A 16,505-nucleotide genomic window follows, 5' to 3' on the forward strand; every position below is an offset into this window, starting at 1 on the left:
GCGGACGGCCGGGGGAAAATTCAGAGGTGCGGTGGCTTACTCGCCCCAGACGTCCTTGAGGACGTTGACCCAGTTTTCACCCATGATCTTGCGCACCACGCGCTCGGAATGGCCGCGCTTGAGCAGGGTTTCGGTCAGGTTCGGGAACTCGCCGACGGTGCGGATGCCCAGCGGGTTGATGATCTTGCCGAAGCTGGTCAGGCGGCGGGCGTAGCCCTTGTCATGGGTCAGGTATTCGAAGAAGTCCTGGCCATGGCCCTGGGTGAAGTCGGTGCCGATGCCGATGGCGTCTTCGCCGACGATGTTCATGGTGTATTCGATGGCTTCGGCGTAGTCGTCGATGGTCGAATCGATGCCCTTGGCCAGGAACGGCGCGAACATGGTCACGCCGACGAAACCGCCGTGGTCAGCAATAAACTTAAGCTCTTCATCGGACTTGTTGCGCGGGTGGATTTTCAGACCCGATGGCAGGCAATGGGAGTAGCAGACCGGCTTCTTCGATTCGAGGATGACTTCTTCGGAAGTCTTGGAGCCGACGTGGGACAGGTCGCACATGACGCCGACGCGGTTCATCTCGGCGACGATTTCGCGACCGAAACCCGACAGGCCGCCGTCACGCTCGTAGCAACCGGTACCGACCAGGTTCTGGGTGTTGTAGCACATCTGCACAATACCGACGCCCAGCTGCTTGAAGACCTCGACGTAGCCGATCTGGTCCTCGAAAGCGTGAGCATTCTGGAAGCCGAACAGGATGCCGGTCTTGCCCTGCTCCTTGGCCTTGCGGATATCGGCGGTGGTGCGCACTGGAATCACCAGGTCGCTGTTCTCGCGGATCAGTTTCTGGCTGGCGGCGATGTTGTTGACGGTGGCCTGGAAGCCCTCCCACACCGACACGGTGCAGTTGGCCGCGGTCAGACCGCCCTTGCGCATGTCTTCAAACAGCTCGCGGTTCCACTTGGCAATAATCAGCCCGTCGATAACGATGCTGTCGGCGTGCAATTCGGCTGGGCTCATCAGGCTGTCCCCTATTAGCGATTCATGCGCCGAATCGTGTGTCGGCGCTTTGGGGCCAGCATATGCCTCAGTGCCTTGGCAGCCGGGTGCAAAAACGACAGGGGAATTGCCGAAAGCGTCAATGCACGACAAAGGGTCGTCAGCCGGCCGGATAAGCGACCTGTTCAAGCCCGTCCGCATACGCGAGAATCCATCGCATCACTGGATTTAGGGGCGGCGACACGATGAAATCGATATTTCTGGCTTTGGCATTGATAGCGACCGGCGCGCAGGCGGCTGAAGAGGCCGACGACAACCCCTGCGACGCCGTCGAAAACGAAATCCAGACCCTGGAATGCTCGGCCTACGGCAGAACCACTGCCGAAGACCTGCTGAGTGAAAACTACAAAAGCCTGGCCGAGCGCATGCAGATGCTCTACGGCAAGAACCCGGCGCAACTGACCGACGTCACCGCCAGGCTCAAGACGGCCCAGCAACAGTGGCTGAAAACCCGCGACGCGGATTGCGCCGTCGAGGCGTTCCCGGCGACCAGCGGCAGCAAGGCCTTCACCATTGCGCAGAATGATTGCGTGGCGCGGATGAGTGATGAGCGGTCGGAGTTTCTGGAGTCGATCGGGCAGGAATAAGAACATAAGCATGGAGAATAATTTGATCCCACACGAAGTAGTCAGCCTTATCGTTGACGGTGCAACGCCCATTCGCGCCTGGCGCGAACACCTCAGCCTTACACAGGAAGAAGTAGCCAGACGCATGGGCATTTCCCAGCAGGCGTTCGCTCAGCAAGAGAACGTCGCCAAGCCTCGCAAGGCGACCCGTGAGAAAATTGCCGGGGCTTTTGGCATCACCGCCAACCAACTAGAGCTGTAAGCTGAACGCCAGCATCAGGAAAAGGGATCGAAATGAATATCTGCGGCATCGAAATCAAAGGCAGTGAAGCGATTATCGCGGTGGCCTCCCTCGACGGTCAGGTGCTGAGTCATGTCGCCCTGGCCACCAAGAAAATCACCCTCGACGATGACGACGAGGCGGCGAACGTCAAAGTGTTTGCCGCTCAAGTGGCGTCGTTTGTGCGTGAGCATTCCATCGACCGGATCGCGATCAAGAAACGCAGCAAGAAAGGCGAGTTCGCCGGCGGGCCGACCACCTTCAAGATCGAAGGGGTTTTGCAGTTGCTGGAGAATTGCGAGGTGACGCTGCTGTCGCCGCAGACGATCAATGCGCAGAACAAGAAGTTTGATTTTGAGCTGCCGGCGACGTTGAACAAGTATCAGCATGAGGCGTACAAGGCGGCGTGTTCGGCGTTGATAAAGAAGTAGCAGCGAGCGCCTCAACTACGCGCAGTCCAAACGCCAGTCTCCGAAACACTGCAGTAGCTGTTGACGAGCTCATCGGTTTAACGCCTTCTAACCTGTTATTTATGACAGTAGGCAACCTCTACAAAAAAGCGCATGTTCAATTTCATCCGACATTGAATATGCGTGTACCCAATGAGCAGCTTTTCGCAACCGTCTCTTCATAGCGCAACGCCGACGCTTTCGGTAATTGACGCACGCGAACTACAGATTCGAAGCATTGCCTATCATTGCTCCGACGCCACTCAAACACCCGAGGCACGAATCACCCGCCAGGCTTTCGACGCACATGCGCGCCTGGAGTCCAGTTGGGATCCACGGCTGTTTTCGGCTCAGCAAGCACCCAATCTTGCAACCAGATATTCTTTATCAGCCCTGCCATTGCTGACCAAAAGCGTCGATGCCGGGTGGCGGTTGAAACTCATGGGAAATGCAAACCAACTGCTTTGTGAATGGGATGGTCGACAGAGCCAGCGCCTGATTGGGTATGACAACTTGCTTCGCACCACCTTAGTAACGGAACACGCCGTCAACGAACCCTCGTGTGTAACCGAACGGATGACCTACGCCGACAGCCGCATTGAATTCAATACCCATAATCAATGCGGGCAGTTGATTCGGCACGATGACACCGCCGGCAGTCTTTCCATCGATGAATATGGTTTGTCAGGCACAATCCTGTGCAAATCTCGACGATTCATGATTGACCTGCTGATACCAGACTGGTCAGACATCGAAACTGAGCGCGACAAAAAACTCGAGCTCGAAATCTTTACTACTCGGTGGCTATTCAACACCACGAATGATTTGTTGAGCCAGACCGATGCACGGCGTAATCAACAGGTACTGGGGTATAACGTTGCCGGCCAGGTTAGACAGATTCAACTGAAACGCGAAGGCTTGCCCGAGAGAACGTTAGTCAGCAACCTTCTCTACAGTGCCACCGGCCAGATCGAAAGCGAGACTGTAGGCAACGGTGTTGAGATTACCCGGTGTTATGAGGCTGAAAGTAATCGCCTTTTGCGACTTACCTCCCGTCGGCCCGGTCACACCTTTCAGGATCATCACTACTTCTATGACCCTGTCGGCAATATCTCCCGCATTCTGGACTCGGCGCAGACCGTCCGCTACTTTAGCAACCAGCGTACTGAGCCCCTCAACACCTATAAATACGACTCTCTTTATCAATTGATAGAAGCAACCGGGCGTGAGTCCGTACCGGCCAGTCAAGGACCTGCGCTGCCCGAGTTGCAAACCCCTCTTATCGATCCGCAACGAATGAGTACCTATAAACAGACATTTTCATATGACGCAGCGGGGAATCTGTACACTGTCGTTCACGATGGCCGGAGCGGTTACACCCGAGAAATGGTAACTGCCCCTTCCAGTAATCGCAGCCTGTTGAGAGCAGGAAATAAAGAACCAGACTTCAACAACAGCTTCGATCACAATGGCAATCTGCAGACGTTACTGCCGGGGGCACAGACCCTGCGCTGGAACACGCGAAATCAACTGAGTGAAGTCATTCAGGTCCTCAGGGATAACGCCCAGGATGACGATGAAGTCTATATCTACGATGGACAGGGCCAGCGGCTGCGAAAGACGCTTCGCGCTCGAACTAAATCTGGCGTCCGAAGTGCCGATGTACGTTATTTGCCAGGACTGGAAGTCCATTACAACAACGCTGTAGAAGTGCGCCATGTCATGAACATTGAAGCCAGCAATTGCAGCGTGCGGGTTTTGCACTGGGACGAAGAACCTCCCATAGACATTGTCAACAATCAGATTCGCTACAACCTGAGTGATCACCTTGGTTCCAGCACACTAGAACTCGATGAGGAGGCAGGCCTGCTAAGCCAAGAAGGTTACTACCCGTTCGGCGGCACTGCCTGGTGGGCCGCACGAAACTTGACAGAAGCCAAGTACAAAACCATTCGCTACTCCGGGACAGAGCGAGATACCACTGGACTTTACTATTATGGGTTTCGATATTACGCACATTGGCTACAGCGCTGGATTAATCCTGACCCCGCCGGAAACATTGATGGCTTGAACTACTACAAAATGGTCCAGAACAATCCACTGAGACTTAAAGACAGCAAAGGTCTCGCCCCGATCGAGCCAATCGATGAGCATGAAACAAAAATGCTCGCGGCTGGACAGGCAATACTTTATCGACGTGCTGATCACTTGCCCTCTATCGATAAAGCCGAGTTCCTCGAAGATTATGCAACGATGCTTCAATTCACCAAAAAAGCGATCTCCGCACTCAGCGCTCCAAATTTATCGGATTCCACGCTGGAAAAACTAAAAAATATTTTCGGTACAGACATGCAGGAAGAACACTTGAAACTTGCGGCGGACGCCGCCAGGAAAAAACTAGAGAAGACCTATAATGGAGGGTTAAAGGACCAAGCTACGGGAGATCGATTTGTATTTACCGAAAATAATCCCCAGAAACCCGTGCAAAGAGCACACCGTCACAAAAGTAAAAAACAGGGGACGGAGATTGTCTATCTTAACCTAAAGGCTCGCGAGCAATCAGCCCCGCGTAGAGCCGGGACAATGTTTCATGAATTGACCCACGTTCATGCCAAAACTGCAGATTTTTGGTACTTGTTTCCCTCGTCCGGGAAAAACGACACAGCAGCAACCATCGAGGGCGCCATGAATACCGCACTGGAGAAGTCCCGATTGATGGCCGAAAAGGGTCCCGATCAATCGAAGCTTAAAGACAAGAACAAAATAAAACTCATGAAACATATAGAAAAAGCACAAAAAAACTTCCATTCACCAGAAGCTCAAGTATTGAACGCAAAAATAGCAATTACCGTTCACAACGCTGATAGCCTAGCGGCACTGGCCCTCCAATTCAGACATTAACAAATGCCAAAATACCTGAGCAGCGATGGAGACAACCCGATTACATCGATATGCGATCCCTCGATATACACTGCAATCTTGCTAAGTGTTCGTTTTCGCCCCTTGCCGATTTTCCACCCGCCGATCCTCCCGCGGACACCGCGCAAACCGCGCCCGATAACTGCGGGTGAAATACGACGGCGACTCAAACCCGCAGGCAATACTCACCTCCAGCACGCTCATATCCGTCTGACGCAACAACTTCCGGGCCTTTTCCAGCCGCAAGCGCAGGTAGAAGTTACTCGGCGTGTCATTCAAATGCAGGCGAAACAGGCGCTCCAGCTGCCGGCGCGTCACCTTGATCGATTCCGCCAACTCCAGCGTGCTTAACGGCGGCTCGCTGTGCTGCTCCATCTCGCCAATCACCTGCACCAGTTTCTTGTTGCTGATGCCATACCGCGTGGCGACTTCCATGCGTTGGTGGTCTTTGCGCGGGCGAATGCGGCCGAGTACGAATTGTTCGCTGACCTGGATCGCCAGTGCCGGACCGTGGGCCTGGCCGATGAGGTCGAGCATCAGGTCGATGGAAGCGGTGCCGCCCGCAGAGGTGATACGCCGACGGTCGATCTCGAACAGCTCCTGGGTGACGCTGAGTTGTGGGTAAGACTCCTTGAAGGCGTCGATGGCTTCCCAGTGCAAGGTCAGGCGATGGCCATCGAGCAGGCCGGCCTCGGCGAGGACGAAGCTGCCGGTGTCGATGGCGCCGAGGGTCACGCCTTCGTGGTCCAGGCGGCGCAGCCAGTGCTCCAGTGCCGGGGTGGCGAATTTCAGCGGTTCGAAACCGGCGACCACCAATAGGGTTGCACCTTTTTTCAGCGGTTCCAGCGCCGCGTCGGCGTTGACCGACATGCCGTTGCTGGCCAATACCGCGCCACCGTCGGCGCTCAGCACATGCCAGCGATACAGCTCGCCGCGAAAGCGATTGGCGACCCGCAGCGGCTCGATGGCCGAGATGAAACCGATGGCCGAGAAGCCCGGCATCAACAAGAAGTAGAAATCCTGGGACATGAAGCGCACTCGGTGGGCAGGTAGCTGTTGATACGCCACTTGCGCGCGGCATTCAAGAGCACAGGTCGCCGCAGTGCAAGAGCTGGTCGCCGTAGTGCGCTTTCACGGGGGCTATGCTGCGTAACTTGGCATCACCGGCGCACGGCGCATCCGGTCTTACGGATGCAGACGCCGGACCCACAATAACGTCTGCCGAGGAACCCCGACATGAAACGACTGATCAGCAGCTGTGTTCTTGCACTCAGCGGTACCGCCTTATTGAGCGCCGGTGTCATGGCGGCCGAACCTGCTTCATGCCAGAACGTACGCATGGGCGTCGTGAACTGGACCGACGTGATCGCCACCAGCGCGATGACCCAGGTCCTGCTCGACGGCCTCGGCTACAACACCAAACAAACCAGTGCGTCCCAGCAAATCATTTTCGCCGGGATCCGCGACCAGCGCCTGGACCTGTTCCTGGGCTACTGGAACCCGTTGATGACACAGACCATCACGCCGTTCGTCCAGGCCAATCAAGTCAAGGTGCTGGAAGCGCCCAGCCTGAAAGATGCCCGCGCCACCCTCGCCGTGCCGACTTACCTCGCCGACAAGGGCCTGAAAACCTTTGCCGACATCGCCAAATTCCAGAAAGAACTGGGCGGCAAGATCTACGGCATCGAGCCTGGCTCGGGCGCCAACACCCAGATCAAGGCGATGATCGCCAAGAATCAGTTCGGCCTGGGCAAGTTTCAGCTGGTCGAGTCCAGTGAAGCCGGCATGCTCGCCGCGGTGGATCGCGCCGTGCGGCGCAAGGAAGCGGTGGTGTTCTTCGGTTGGGCGCCGCACCCGATGAACGTTAACGTGCAGATGACTTACCTCACTGGCAGCGAAGACGCCCTGGGCCCGAACGAAGGCATGGCCACGGTCTGGACCGTCACCTCGCCGAACTACGCACAGCAATGTCCGAACATTGGTCGCTTGCTCAGCAACCTGACCTACACCGCCGATGACGAGAGCCGGATGATGCAGCCGTTACTGGAGCACAAGGACGCTTTCGAATCGGCCAAGCAATGGTTGATGGATCACCCGCAAGACAAACAACGCTGGCTCGAAGGCGTGACCACCTTCGATGGCAAACCGGCGGCTGAAAACCTGAAATTGACCACCAAATAAACCCGATTGAACCACTGATTCGCAGCCCGACCGGGCTGCGGACGGAATCATCACGCCTGCAAGGAACCCCCCTCATGAACCACGACGTCATCATCACCTGCGCACTCACCGGTGCTGGCGACACGAGCGCCAGAAGCCCACACGTGCCGGTCACCCCGAAACAAATCGCCGCGGCAGCCGTGGAAGCCGCCAAGGCCGGTGCCACCGTGGTTCACTGCCACGTTCGCGACCCGCAAACCGGCAAATTCAGCCGTGACGTGGCGCTGTATCGCGAAGTGATGGAGCGCATCCGCGAGGCAGACGTCGACATCATCGTCAACCTCACCGCCGGCATGGGCGGCGACCTGGAAATCGGCGCGGGCGAGAACCCGATGGAGTTCGGCCCCAATACCGACCTGGTCGGCCCGCTGACCCGTCTGGCCCACGTCGAAGAACTGCTGCCGGAAATCTGCACTCTCGATTGCGGCACCCTGAACTTCGGCGACGGCGACACCATCTACGTGTCCACCCCGGCGCAGTTGCGTGCCGGCGCCAAACGCATTCAAGAGCTGGGCGTTAAGCCTGAGCTGGAAATCTTCGACACCGGTCACCTGTGGTTCGCCAAGCAGATGATCAAGGAAGGACTGCTGGACAACCCATTGTTCCAGCTGTGCCTGGGCATTCCGTGGGGCGCGCCGGCGGACACCACCACCATGAAAGCCATGGTCGACAACCTGCCGGCCGACGCGGTCTGGGCCGGGTTCGGCATCGGTCGCATGCAGATGCCGATGGCGGCACAAGCGGTGCTGCTGGGCGGCAACGTGCGGGTCGGTCTTGAGGACAACCTGTGGCTGGACAAGGGCGTGCTGGCGACCAACGGCCAACTGGTCGAGCGCGCCTCGGAAATTCTCAGCCGCCTCGGCGCCCGGGTTCTGACACCGGCTGAAGGCCGGGCAAAAATGGGCCTGACCAAGCGCGGCTAAACCCACACACAATACCTGTAGGAGCGAGGCTTGCCCGCGAAGAGGCCAGTACATCCACTACGTACTCTGCGGCCGGACCACCGTCTTCGCGAGCAAGCTTCGCTCCTACAGGATCACCGAACTTTTTAGGACGTCGCCATGACCTTTATCACCGAAATCAAAACCTTCGCAGCACTCGGCAGCGGTGTGATCGGCAGTGGCTGGGTCTCCCGCGCCCTCGCCCACGGCCTCGACGTGGTGGCCTGGGACCCGGCGCCCGGTGCCGAGGCGGCCCTGCGCAAACGCGTCGCCAATGCCTGGGGTGCACTGGAGAAACAAGGCCTGGCAGCCGGCGCATCACAGGATCGCTTACGCTTTGTCGCGACGATTGAAGAGTGCGTTCGCGATGCGGATTTCATTCAGGAAAGCGCCCCGGAACGTCTGGACCTGAAGCTGGAACTGCACAGCAAGATCAGCGCGGCGGCCAAGCCCGATGCCCTGATCGGCTCCAGTACTTCGGGGCTGTTGCCGAGTGAGTTCTACGAGAGCTCGACACACCCGGAACGCTGCGTGGTCGGGCATCCGTTCAACCCGGTTTACCTGTTGCCGTTGGTGGAAGTGGTTGGTGGCAAAAACACTGCGCCCGAAGCCGTTCAGGCGGCGATGAAAGTGTACGAATCCCTCGGCATGCGTCCGTTGCATGTGCGCAAGGAAGTGCCAGGATTTATCGCCGACCGCCTGCTCGAAGCGCTGTGGCGTGAAGCGCTGCACCTGGTCAACGATGGCGTGGCGACCACCGGTGAAATCGACGATGCGATTCGTTTTGGCGCGGGCCTGCGCTGGTCGTTCATGGGTACATTCCTGACTTACACCCTGGCCGGTGGCGATGCGGGCATGCGCCACTTCATGGCGCAGTTCGGGCCGGCGTTGCAATTGCCGTGGACGTACCTGCCGGCGCCGGAATTGACCGACAAATTGATCGACGATGTGGTGGACGGGACCAGTGATCAGCTGGGCACGCACAGCATTTCGGCGCTGGAGCGCTATCGTGATGATTGTCTGCTGGCGGTGCTGGAGGCGGTGAAGACCACCAAAGAGAAGCATGGGATGGCGTTCAGCGAGTAACTAGCCAGCAGGTCCGGCCTCTTCGCGAGCAAGCCCGCTCCCACATTGATCTGCTGCGTGACATAGATTGTATTCACACCTCAAATCACTGTGGGAGCGGGCTTGCTCGCGAAAGCGACATTCCTGTCACCACACATCCTGGATCCTGATCATGCCCACCCTCACCACCTACCAAACCAAAATCATCCCCGATTGGGTCGACTATAACGGCCACCTGCGCGATGCCTTCTATCTGCTGATTTTCAGCTACGCCACCGACGCGCTGATGGATCGGCTGGGCATGGACAGCAACAACCGCGAAGCCAGCGGCAACTCGCTGTTCACCCTCGAACTGCACCTCAACTACCTGCACGAAGTGAAGCTCGATGCCGAAGTCGAAGTGCACACGCAGATCATCGGCCACGACAGCAAACGCCTGCACCTCTACCACAGCCTGCACCTGGTGGGCGATGACAAGGAGCTGGCGGGCAATGAGCAAATGCTGCTGCACGTCGACCTCGCCGGGCCGCGATCCGCGCCGTTCAGTGAAGAGACCTTCAGCAAGCTGCAAGCCATCGTCGCCGAGCAAGCCGACTTGCCCACCCCCGCCTGCATTGGCCGCGTGATCGCTCTACCCCCGGCAAAATAACCACCCCCGAACAAGGAGATCGCCATTGAACACCGCCGCCGCTTTTGCCGACTTCCGCACCTACCCGTTGATCAGCGCGCTGGCTGGCGTGCAGACCCTGGCGGATCGCGTCCTGGTGAAGTGGGCCGATGACCGCGTCAGCCCCTTTCATCATCAATGGCTACGGGACAACTGCCCGTGCCCGCTCTGCGTCTACACCGTGACCCGCGAGCAGGTGTTGGAAATCGTCGATGTCGAAGAAGATCTGGTGCCGGCAGAGACGAGCGTCGATGCCGAAGGCTGCCTCTGCATCGCATGGCAGGACGGCCACCGCAGTCGCTTCGATCCGGGCTGGCTACGGGCCCACGCCTATGACGATGAGTCCCGCGCCGAGCGCCGTGCCGGCAAACCGCAAGCCAGGCTTTGGAACAGCGATTTGCAGTTGCCGGTGTTCGACTACCAGGCACTGATGCACAACAACGACGCCTTGCTGCAGTGGCTGCTGGCGGTGCGCGACATCGGCCTGACCCAGGTCCGTGGCGTGCCCACCGAGCCTGGCTCGCTGAAGCTGATCGCCCAGCGGATTTCCTTCATCCGCGAGAGCAATTTCGGCGTGCTGTTCAACGTGCAATCCAAGGCCGATGCCGACAGCAATGCCTACACCGCCTTCAACCTGCCGCTGCACAGCGACCTGCCGACCCGGGAGCTGCAACCGGGGCTGCAATTTCTGCATTGCCTGGTCAATGACGCCGACGGTGGCGAGAGTGTTTTTGTCGACGGGTTCGCCATCGCCGCAGCCTTGCGCCAGGAAGATCCCGAAGCGTTCCAGGCCTTGTGTGAAATCCCCGTTGAGTTTCGCAACAAGGACCGTCATAGCGACTACCGCTGCCTCGCGCCGATCATCGCCCTGGATGCTTTCGGGCAGGTGTCGGAGATCCGCATGGCGAACTTTCTGCGCGGTCCGTTCGAGGCGTCGGTGGAGCAGATGCCCAAGCTGTATCGCGCTTATCGCCGGTTCATTGCCATGACCCGCGAGCCTCGATTCAGGCTGATGCAAAGGCTCAATCCCGGGGAGCTGTGGTGTTTCGACAACCGCCGTACCCTCCATGCCCGCAATGCCTTCGACCCGGCCACGGGCGCGCGGCATTTCCAGGGTTGCTATGTTGACCGGGATGAATTGCTGTCGCGCATCCTCGTGTTGCAACGCTGAACCGCGTCATCGTTCTTCGCGAGCAAGCCCGCTCCCACATTTGAACGCGTACTCCTGTGGGAGCGGGCTTGCTCGCGAAGACGCCAGTACAAACACCCCAAATCTCCCGGATTCACAGGCAAAAAAAACCCCGATCAAGCCGTGACAGGATCGGGGCAGAGGTGGGTACTGTTGAGGAGCCGTTGCGCGAGGGTGACCAAACCTTCGTGAAGCCAGCTGAATCCAGTGTGCGCCGTCCTCTCTTTAGAAAGTTAGCCGAAAACGACATGTTCATAGCCATTGCGGTCATTGCGACAAATCGCCCTTGCCGCCAATCCGCGCCCCAACCAGAATCGAGCCAAGACAACGTTCCCTGAAGAAGGATTGCGTCATGATGCACGCCGATTTGATTGACCAGGAAGACCTGTTGGGCCAACTGAAGTCGTTGGGTTTTCAAGTACCGAATGGTTCCACCGCCGAGCAGGCTTGCGAGTGTGCGGTGCGAGGCTTGAACAATGAACGGGCGATCGCGCTGCGGACCATGGTCAAGCAGATGTACACCAGCAGCGCGACCATCCTGCCGGCGGTGCGCCAGGCTATCGACAAGCAACTGTTGCCGGCATTGGCGGAGTATCAGCAGAGCCGTAACGCCTGACAGGACGCCTTCGCGGGCAAGCCTCGCTCCTACAGGATTGATGTCGATCACGAATTTTCGGTACGACGCTAATCCTGTAGGAGCGAGGCTTGCCCGCGATGAGGGCGCCTCGGTCTAGAGCCTTACGCTGGCGAACGTCGACTCATTACGCGCCTGACTCAACGCTGACAACGGCCCCGACAACGGCGACAGCACCAATGCCTGCGGCAGCGGCATCATCGCCACTTGCTGCGTGGTGTTGGAGCCTACACGCTCGTCGCGCGGCGGAATGCCGAAGTATTCGCGGTAGCACTTGGAGAAGTGCGGCGTAGACACAAACCCACACACCGATGCCACTTCGATGATCGACATCGGCGTTTGCTTGAGCAGCTGCCGGGCACGGATCAGGCGCAGCTTCAGGTAGTAACGCGACGGCGAGCAGTGCAGGTATTTCTGGAACAGCCGCTCCAGCTGACGCCGCGACACGGCGACATACACCGCCAGTTCGTCGAGGTCGATCGGCTCTTCCAGGTTGGCCTCCATCAACGCGACGATTTCCTGCAGCTTCGGCTGGTTGGTGCCGAGCATGTGCTTGAGCGGCACACGCTGGTGATCCTGTTCGTTGCGGATACGCTCGTAGACGAACATTTCCGAGATTGCGGCGGACAGTTCACGCCCGTGATCGCGGCTGATCAAGTGCAGCATCATGTCCAGCGGTGCGGTGCCGCCGGAGCTGGTGAAGCGGTTACGGTCAAGGGTGAACAGGCGGGTGCTCATGGCCACCCGCGGGAAGGCTTCCTGCATCGAGGCCAGGCATTCCCAGTGCACGCTGCAGTCGAAGCCGTCCAGCAGGCCGGCGCAGGCCAGGGCCCAGCTGCCAGTGCAAACCGCACCGAGACGACGGGACTGACGCGCCTGGCTTTGCAGCCACGACACGTGTTCGCGGGTAACGGTGCGCTGAATGCCGATACCGCCGCAGACAATGATGGTGTCCAGGGCGGGCGCTTTGTGCATGGAGCAATCGGGGGTGATCTGCAGACCGTCACTGGCCCAGACCTGACCGCCGTCGACGGTGATCGTGGTCCAGCGATACAGTTCGCGACCGGACAATTGGTTGGCCATGCGCAGTGGTTCTACTGCGGACGCCAGAGAAATAAGCGTGAAATTGTCCAGCAGCAGAAAGCCGATGGATTGAGGCGCACGGTTCTGGGGTTGGGCCCCGGAGTTGAACGTCGTCATCGCGGTATCTCCTCACACTAAACGGGTGATGGCCTCAGGCGGAGGCTCTTGTTATTGCCATCGTTCTCGCGTGGGAGACGGGCTTTGTAATGACAGAGCAATTGCCATGCCTAAATTTGAATGCGCGTTCAATAACTCCTGAAAACGACGTCGCGATGTGTCTGGATATGACACGAATCGAGTCTGGAATTTATGTGCCATCAATGGCAGCAAGCGCTCTGTCCCGTTACCTGTGAGCAAATCGGTAGCACTTGTGGGAACAGGGCTGCCGCGCAGCTGGGAAGAGTGTCACCCCAAGCACGGGTGACGGGCGGTCAGGGCGGGTTTTGAACCCTGCCCTCGGGTCGGCGGCTTATCTGTAAGCGACGCGCCAAAACGTGGCGCGTTTTGATTCCGGTGTTCACTTTGCGCGCAGTTTTGACTGGTCTGGCGTCTTCGCGAGCAAGCCCGCTCCCACATTAGATCTTCAGCGAGCACAGATTTGTGTACGACCGAAATCAAGTGTGGGAGCGGGCTTGCTCGCGAAGCAGGCGACTCGGTGTGACTGACTCAGCACTCCACCGCGCTCACCGCCAACCCACCCCGCGATGTCTCTTTATATTTGTCATGCATATCAGCCCCGGTATCACGCATGGTCCGGATCACCCGATCCAGCGAGATAAAGTGCTGACCATCACCGCGCAGCGCCATTTGCGCCGCGTTGATCGCCTTCACCGCAGCAATCGCATTGCGCTCGATGCATGGCACCTGCACCAGTCCACCCACCGGATCACAGGTCAGGCCGAGGTTATGCTCCAGACCGATCTCCGCCGCGTTGCACAGCTGCTCCGGCGTGGCACCAAGAATCTCGGCCAACCCGGCCGCCGCCATGGCGCAAGCCGATCCGACCTCGCCCTGGCAACCGACTTCCGCACCGGAAATCGAGGCGTTCTTTTTGCACAGAATTCCCACCGCCGCCGCACTGAGGAAATAGTCGACCACGTTAGCGTCTGTCACCGCCTCGCTGAACTTCATAAAGTAATGCAGGACCGCCGGGATGATCCCCGCCGCGCCGTTGGTCGGTGCCGTGACCATGCGCCCGCCCGCGGCGTTTTCTTCATTGACCGCCAAAGCGAACAGGTTGACCCACTCCATGGCGCTCAAGGTCGAGCCGATCACGTTGGGCTTGTTCAACTCCTGCAGGCTACGGTGCAGCCTGGCCGCACGCCGACGCACATTCAGGCCGCCGGGCAGGATCCCTTCGTGTTTAAGGCCCTGCTCCACGCAATCCTGCATCGCACGCCAGAGCGTCATCAGGCCGGCGCGGATTTCGTCTTCGCTGCGCCAGACCTTTTCGTTGGCCATCATCAATTCGGCAACACGCAGGTTGTGTTGCTTGCAGAGGCTGAGCAGCTCGACGGCGCTGGAGAAATCGTACGGCAACACCGTGCGATCCAGGTCCACCACACCGCTGCTGGCCTGTGCTTCATCGACCACAAACCCGCCGCCGATGGAATAGTAGGTGTCGCGATGCAGCTCACCGTCATTGCCCTCGGCAACCAGGGTCATGGCGTTGGGATGGAATGGCAGGTTCTCGTCGATCAGGCGCATGTCCCGACCCCAGATGAACGGCACCGGCAAACGTCCATCAAGCAACAGCGTGTCGGTTTCACGCAGGGTGGCGATGCGGATGCCGATCTGCGACGGATCGATCGCGTCCGGCCACTCGCCCATCAGCCCCATGATCACCGCGTTATCGCTGCCGTGACCGATGCCGGTGGCGGACAGCGACCCATATAGCTGAACCTCGACGCGCCGCACTTGCTCCAGAAGCCCTTGCTCACGCAAACCTTGCACGAACAACGCCGCGGCCCGCATGGGCCCCACGGTGTGCGAACTGGAAGGGCCAATACCGATTTTGAACAGGTCGAAAACGCTGATAGCCATTGCTGCCGAACTCCTGGATGTGCCAACTCCAGACGCAAAAGCGCCTGGTGACGGAGCTGCTACGCTCAAGCTGCAATCCGCCGGTATGGCTGCATCATCAGGCTTTTACCCTGTCATTCGACGTCTGACACCGACGTACTCTTGTCCACAAACGCCGCGTGCGTTTTACGCTGTGTTTTCGCCGTTTTTTTGCGGTTCAGAACTGCAAACAGGGCTGAAAAAAGCTGTAAGCGACGTCACCGACACTGGATGCGACCCTCCCTGTACTGGTTACGACGCACCCTGTAGGCGTCAGAATTTCACTGGTACATGATCGTATCGACTCGATTGCAAGGCGCCGTGGCAGAGATGTCTCCAAAACGCCATCCAACCGCAACCTATAAGTGCGGTGGTCCAGTCGGAACACTGCCAAAAAAAACACCAAGGAGTCCATTCATGAAAGGTTCCCCGCCGTTGTTGTTGTTGGCCGCCATGCTGAGTCTGCCGTTTCTGGCGCAAGCCGCCGAACCGGCTCAGTGCAAAACCGTAAACTTCTCCGATGTCGGCTGGACGGACATTACCGTGACCACCGCCACCACCAGCGTCGTGCTCGATGCCCTGGGCTACAAGACCAAGACCACGATGATTTCCGTGCCAGTGACCTACAAATCCCTGGCCGATGGCAAGAACATGGACATCTTCCTGGGTAACTGGATGCCGACCATGGAAAACGACATCAAGGCCTACCGCGATGCCGGCACCGTGGACACCCTGCGCGCCAACCTGGAAAACGCAAAATACACACTCGCCGTCCCCGAAGAGTTGTATAACAAGGGTCTGAAGGATTTCGCCGACATCGCCAAGTTCAAGAAAGAACTCGACGGCAAGATCTACGGTATCGAACCAGGCAACGACGGTAACCGCCTGATTCAGAGCATGATCGACAAGAACGCCTTCGGCTTGAAAGACGCCGGCTTCAAGGTGGTCGAATCCAGCGAGGCAGGCATGCTCTCGCAAGTCGATCGCGCCCAGCGCCGCAACACCGCCGTGGTGTTCCTGGGCTGGGAACCGCACCCGATGAACACGCGATTCAAGATGAAGTACCTGACCGGCGGCGACGACTTTTTCGGCCCCAACTTCGGTCAGGCGACCATCTTCACCAACACCCGCAAGGGCTATGTTCAGGAATGCAGCAACGTGGGTCAGTTGCTGAAAAACCTGGTGTTTACCCTCGACATGGAAAGCACGCTGATGGGCAACGTCCTGGACGACAAAATGAAGCCTGACGCGGCCGCCAAGGCCTGGCTGAAAAAGAATCCACAGGTGCTCGATACCTGGCTCGCTGGCGTGACCACCATTGACGGTAAACCAGGCCTGGAGGCCGTGAAAGCCAAGCTCGCACAGTAAAATCGCTTAT

14 protein-coding genes and 1 pseudogene are annotated in these 16,505 nt (G+C 58.4%); 11 read left to right on the forward strand and 4 right to left on the reverse strand.

The annotated features are described in order from the left end of the window. Positions 1 to 36: 36 nt before the first annotated feature. Entirely contained in the window at positions 37 to 1,014 is a 978-nt protein-coding gene (locus F8N80_RS25680; protein WP_008033250.1) for a dipeptidase, read from the reverse strand. 224 nt (positions 1,015 to 1,238) lie between these two features. Between F8N80_RS25680 and F8N80_RS25690 the strand changes: the two genes are divergently transcribed. From F8N80_RS25690 to F8N80_RS25705, 4 genes and pseudogenes are all read left to right on the forward strand, one after another. After that, positions 1,239 to 1,640, forward strand: a complete 402-nt coding sequence (locus F8N80_RS25690) for a lysozyme inhibitor LprI family protein (protein WP_150784962.1) — start codon at positions 1,239 to 1,241, stop codon at positions 1,638 to 1,640. Positions 1,641 to 1,653: 13 nt separating this feature from the next. Continuing rightward, positions 1,654 to 1,881, forward strand: a pseudogene (locus F8N80_RS25695) (helix-turn-helix domain-containing protein); the annotation flags it as partial. 32 nt (positions 1,882 to 1,913) lie between these two features. Next, positions 1,914 to 2,330: a DUF3010 family protein gene (locus F8N80_RS25700; protein WP_150745785.1), complete on the forward strand. Its 417-nt coding sequence runs from the start codon at positions 1,914 to 1,916 to the stop codon at positions 2,328 to 2,330. 171 nt (positions 2,331 to 2,501) lie between these two features. After that, positions 2,502 to 5,249 carry an RHS repeat domain-containing protein gene (locus F8N80_RS25705; protein WP_150784963.1) on the forward strand — a complete coding sequence of 916 codons (2,748 nt, stop codon included), beginning with the start codon at positions 2,502 to 2,504 and terminating at the stop codon, positions 5,247 to 5,249. Positions 5,250 to 5,330: 81 nt separating this feature from the next. Here the strand turns inward: F8N80_RS25705 and F8N80_RS25710 are convergent, their stop codons facing one another. Continuing rightward, positions 5,331 to 6,296, reverse strand: coding sequence for a GlxA family transcriptional regulator (locus F8N80_RS25710; RefSeq protein ID WP_150784964.1), 966 nt, complete (start codon positions 6,294 to 6,296; stop codon positions 5,331 to 5,333). A 207-nt stretch (positions 6,297 to 6,503) separates the two neighbouring features. On the opposite strand from F8N80_RS25710, the gene choX reads away from it, so the two are divergent. From choX to F8N80_RS25745, 6 genes are all read left to right on the forward strand, one after another. Continuing rightward, positions 6,504 to 7,448: a choline ABC transporter substrate-binding protein gene (gene choX, locus F8N80_RS25715; protein WP_150784965.1), complete on the forward strand. Its 945-nt coding sequence runs from the start codon at positions 6,504 to 6,506 to the stop codon at positions 7,446 to 7,448. A gap of 74 nt (positions 7,449 to 7,522) precedes the next feature. After that, entirely contained in the window at positions 7,523 to 8,410 is an 888-nt protein-coding gene (locus tag F8N80_RS25720; RefSeq protein ID WP_150745789.1) for a 3-keto-5-aminohexanoate cleavage protein, read from the forward strand. A 138-nt stretch (positions 8,411 to 8,548) separates the two neighbouring features. Continuing rightward, positions 8,549 to 9,514 (forward strand): L-carnitine dehydrogenase, encoded by a 966-nt coding sequence (locus F8N80_RS25725; RefSeq protein WP_150745790.1) that lies wholly within the window; start codon positions 8,549 to 8,551, stop codon positions 9,512 to 9,514. A 151-nt stretch (positions 9,515 to 9,665) separates the two neighbouring features. After that, the gene (locus F8N80_RS25730) at positions 9,666 to 10,142 is read left to right on the forward strand and encodes a thioesterase family protein (protein ID WP_150784966.1); all 477 of its coding nucleotides are present in this window, start codon (positions 9,666 to 9,668) and stop codon (positions 10,140 to 10,142) included. Between the two features lie 25 nt (positions 10,143 to 10,167). Beyond that, positions 10,168 to 11,331 (forward strand): gamma-butyrobetaine dioxygenase, encoded by a 1,164-nt coding sequence (locus F8N80_RS25735; RefSeq protein ID WP_150784967.1) that lies wholly within the window; start codon positions 10,168 to 10,170, stop codon positions 11,329 to 11,331. Between the two features lie 370 nt (positions 11,332 to 11,701). Next, on the forward strand, positions 11,702 to 11,965 hold the full coding sequence (locus tag F8N80_RS25745; RefSeq protein ID WP_150745793.1) for a hypothetical protein: 264 nt from the start codon (positions 11,702 to 11,704) through the stop codon (positions 11,963 to 11,965). A 114-nt stretch (positions 11,966 to 12,079) separates the two neighbouring features. Here F8N80_RS25745 and F8N80_RS25750 read toward each other — a convergent pair whose 3' ends face one another. Together F8N80_RS25750 and F8N80_RS25755 are read right to left on the reverse strand one after the other, a co-directional pair. Then, positions 12,080 to 13,183: a GlxA family transcriptional regulator gene (locus F8N80_RS25750; RefSeq protein ID WP_046029844.1), complete on the reverse strand. Its 1,104-nt coding sequence runs from the start codon at positions 13,181 to 13,183 to the stop codon at positions 12,080 to 12,082. A gap of 549 nt (positions 13,184 to 13,732) precedes the next feature. Then, positions 13,733 to 15,109, reverse strand: a complete 1,377-nt coding sequence (locus F8N80_RS25755; protein WP_150745794.1) for an L-serine ammonia-lyase — start codon at positions 15,107 to 15,109, stop codon at positions 13,733 to 13,735. A 435-nt stretch (positions 15,110 to 15,544) separates the two neighbouring features. Between F8N80_RS25755 and F8N80_RS25760 the strand changes: the two genes are divergently transcribed. Beyond that, the gene (locus F8N80_RS25760) at positions 15,545 to 16,495 is read left to right on the forward strand and encodes a choline ABC transporter substrate-binding protein (protein WP_150745795.1); all 951 of its coding nucleotides are present in this window, start codon (positions 15,545 to 15,547) and stop codon (positions 16,493 to 16,495) included. Positions 16,496 to 16,505: the final 10 nt, after the last annotated feature.

This window comes from Pseudomonas fluorescens (assembly GCF_902497995.1).
GTDB classification, from domain to species: domain Bacteria; phylum Pseudomonadota; class Gammaproteobacteria; order Pseudomonadales; family Pseudomonadaceae; genus Aquipseudomonas; species Aquipseudomonas fluorescens_BK.

What these genes read in the sequence shown, in the direction of transcription:
- choX (WP_150784965.1), top strand. Translation starts at nt 6,504, where the DNA reads ATGAAACGACTGATCAGCAGCTGTGTTCTTGCACTCAGCGGTACCGCC.
- F8N80_RS25755 (WP_150745794.1), bottom strand. Translation starts at nt 15,109, where the DNA reads ATGGCTATCAGCGTTTTCGACCTGTTCAAAATCGGTATTGGCCCTTCC.
- F8N80_RS25750 (WP_046029844.1), bottom strand. Translation starts at nt 13,183, where the DNA reads ATGACGACGTTCAACTCCGGGGCCCAACCCCAGAACCGTGCGCCTCAA.
- F8N80_RS25725 (WP_150745790.1), top strand. Translation starts at nt 8,549, where the DNA reads ATGACCTTTATCACCGAAATCAAAACCTTCGCAGCACTCGGCAGCGGT.
- F8N80_RS25760 (WP_150745795.1), top strand. Translation starts at nt 15,545, where the DNA reads ATGAAAGGTTCCCCGCCGTTGTTGTTGTTGGCCGCCATGCTGAGTCTG.
- F8N80_RS25705 (WP_150784963.1), top strand. Translation starts at nt 2,502, where the DNA reads ATGAGCAGCTTTTCGCAACCGTCTCTTCATAGCGCAACGCCGACGCTT.
- F8N80_RS25730 (WP_150784966.1), top strand. Translation starts at nt 9,666, where the DNA reads ATGCCCACCCTCACCACCTACCAAACCAAAATCATCCCCGATTGGGTC.
- F8N80_RS25745 (WP_150745793.1), top strand. Translation starts at nt 11,702, where the DNA reads ATGATGCACGCCGATTTGATTGACCAGGAAGACCTGTTGGGCCAACTG.
- F8N80_RS25710 (WP_150784964.1), bottom strand. Translation starts at nt 6,296, where the DNA reads ATGTCCCAGGATTTCTACTTCTTGTTGATGCCGGGCTTCTCGGCCATC.
- F8N80_RS25720 (WP_150745789.1), top strand. Translation starts at nt 7,523, where the DNA reads ATGAACCACGACGTCATCATCACCTGCGCACTCACCGGTGCTGGCGAC.
- F8N80_RS25680 (WP_008033250.1), bottom strand. Translation starts at nt 1,014, where the DNA reads ATGAGCCCAGCCGAATTGCACGCCGACAGCATCGTTATCGACGGGCTG.
- F8N80_RS25690 (WP_150784962.1), top strand. Translation starts at nt 1,239, where the DNA reads ATGAAATCGATATTTCTGGCTTTGGCATTGATAGCGACCGGCGCGCAG.
- F8N80_RS25700 (WP_150745785.1), top strand. Translation starts at nt 1,914, where the DNA reads ATGAATATCTGCGGCATCGAAATCAAAGGCAGTGAAGCGATTATCGCG.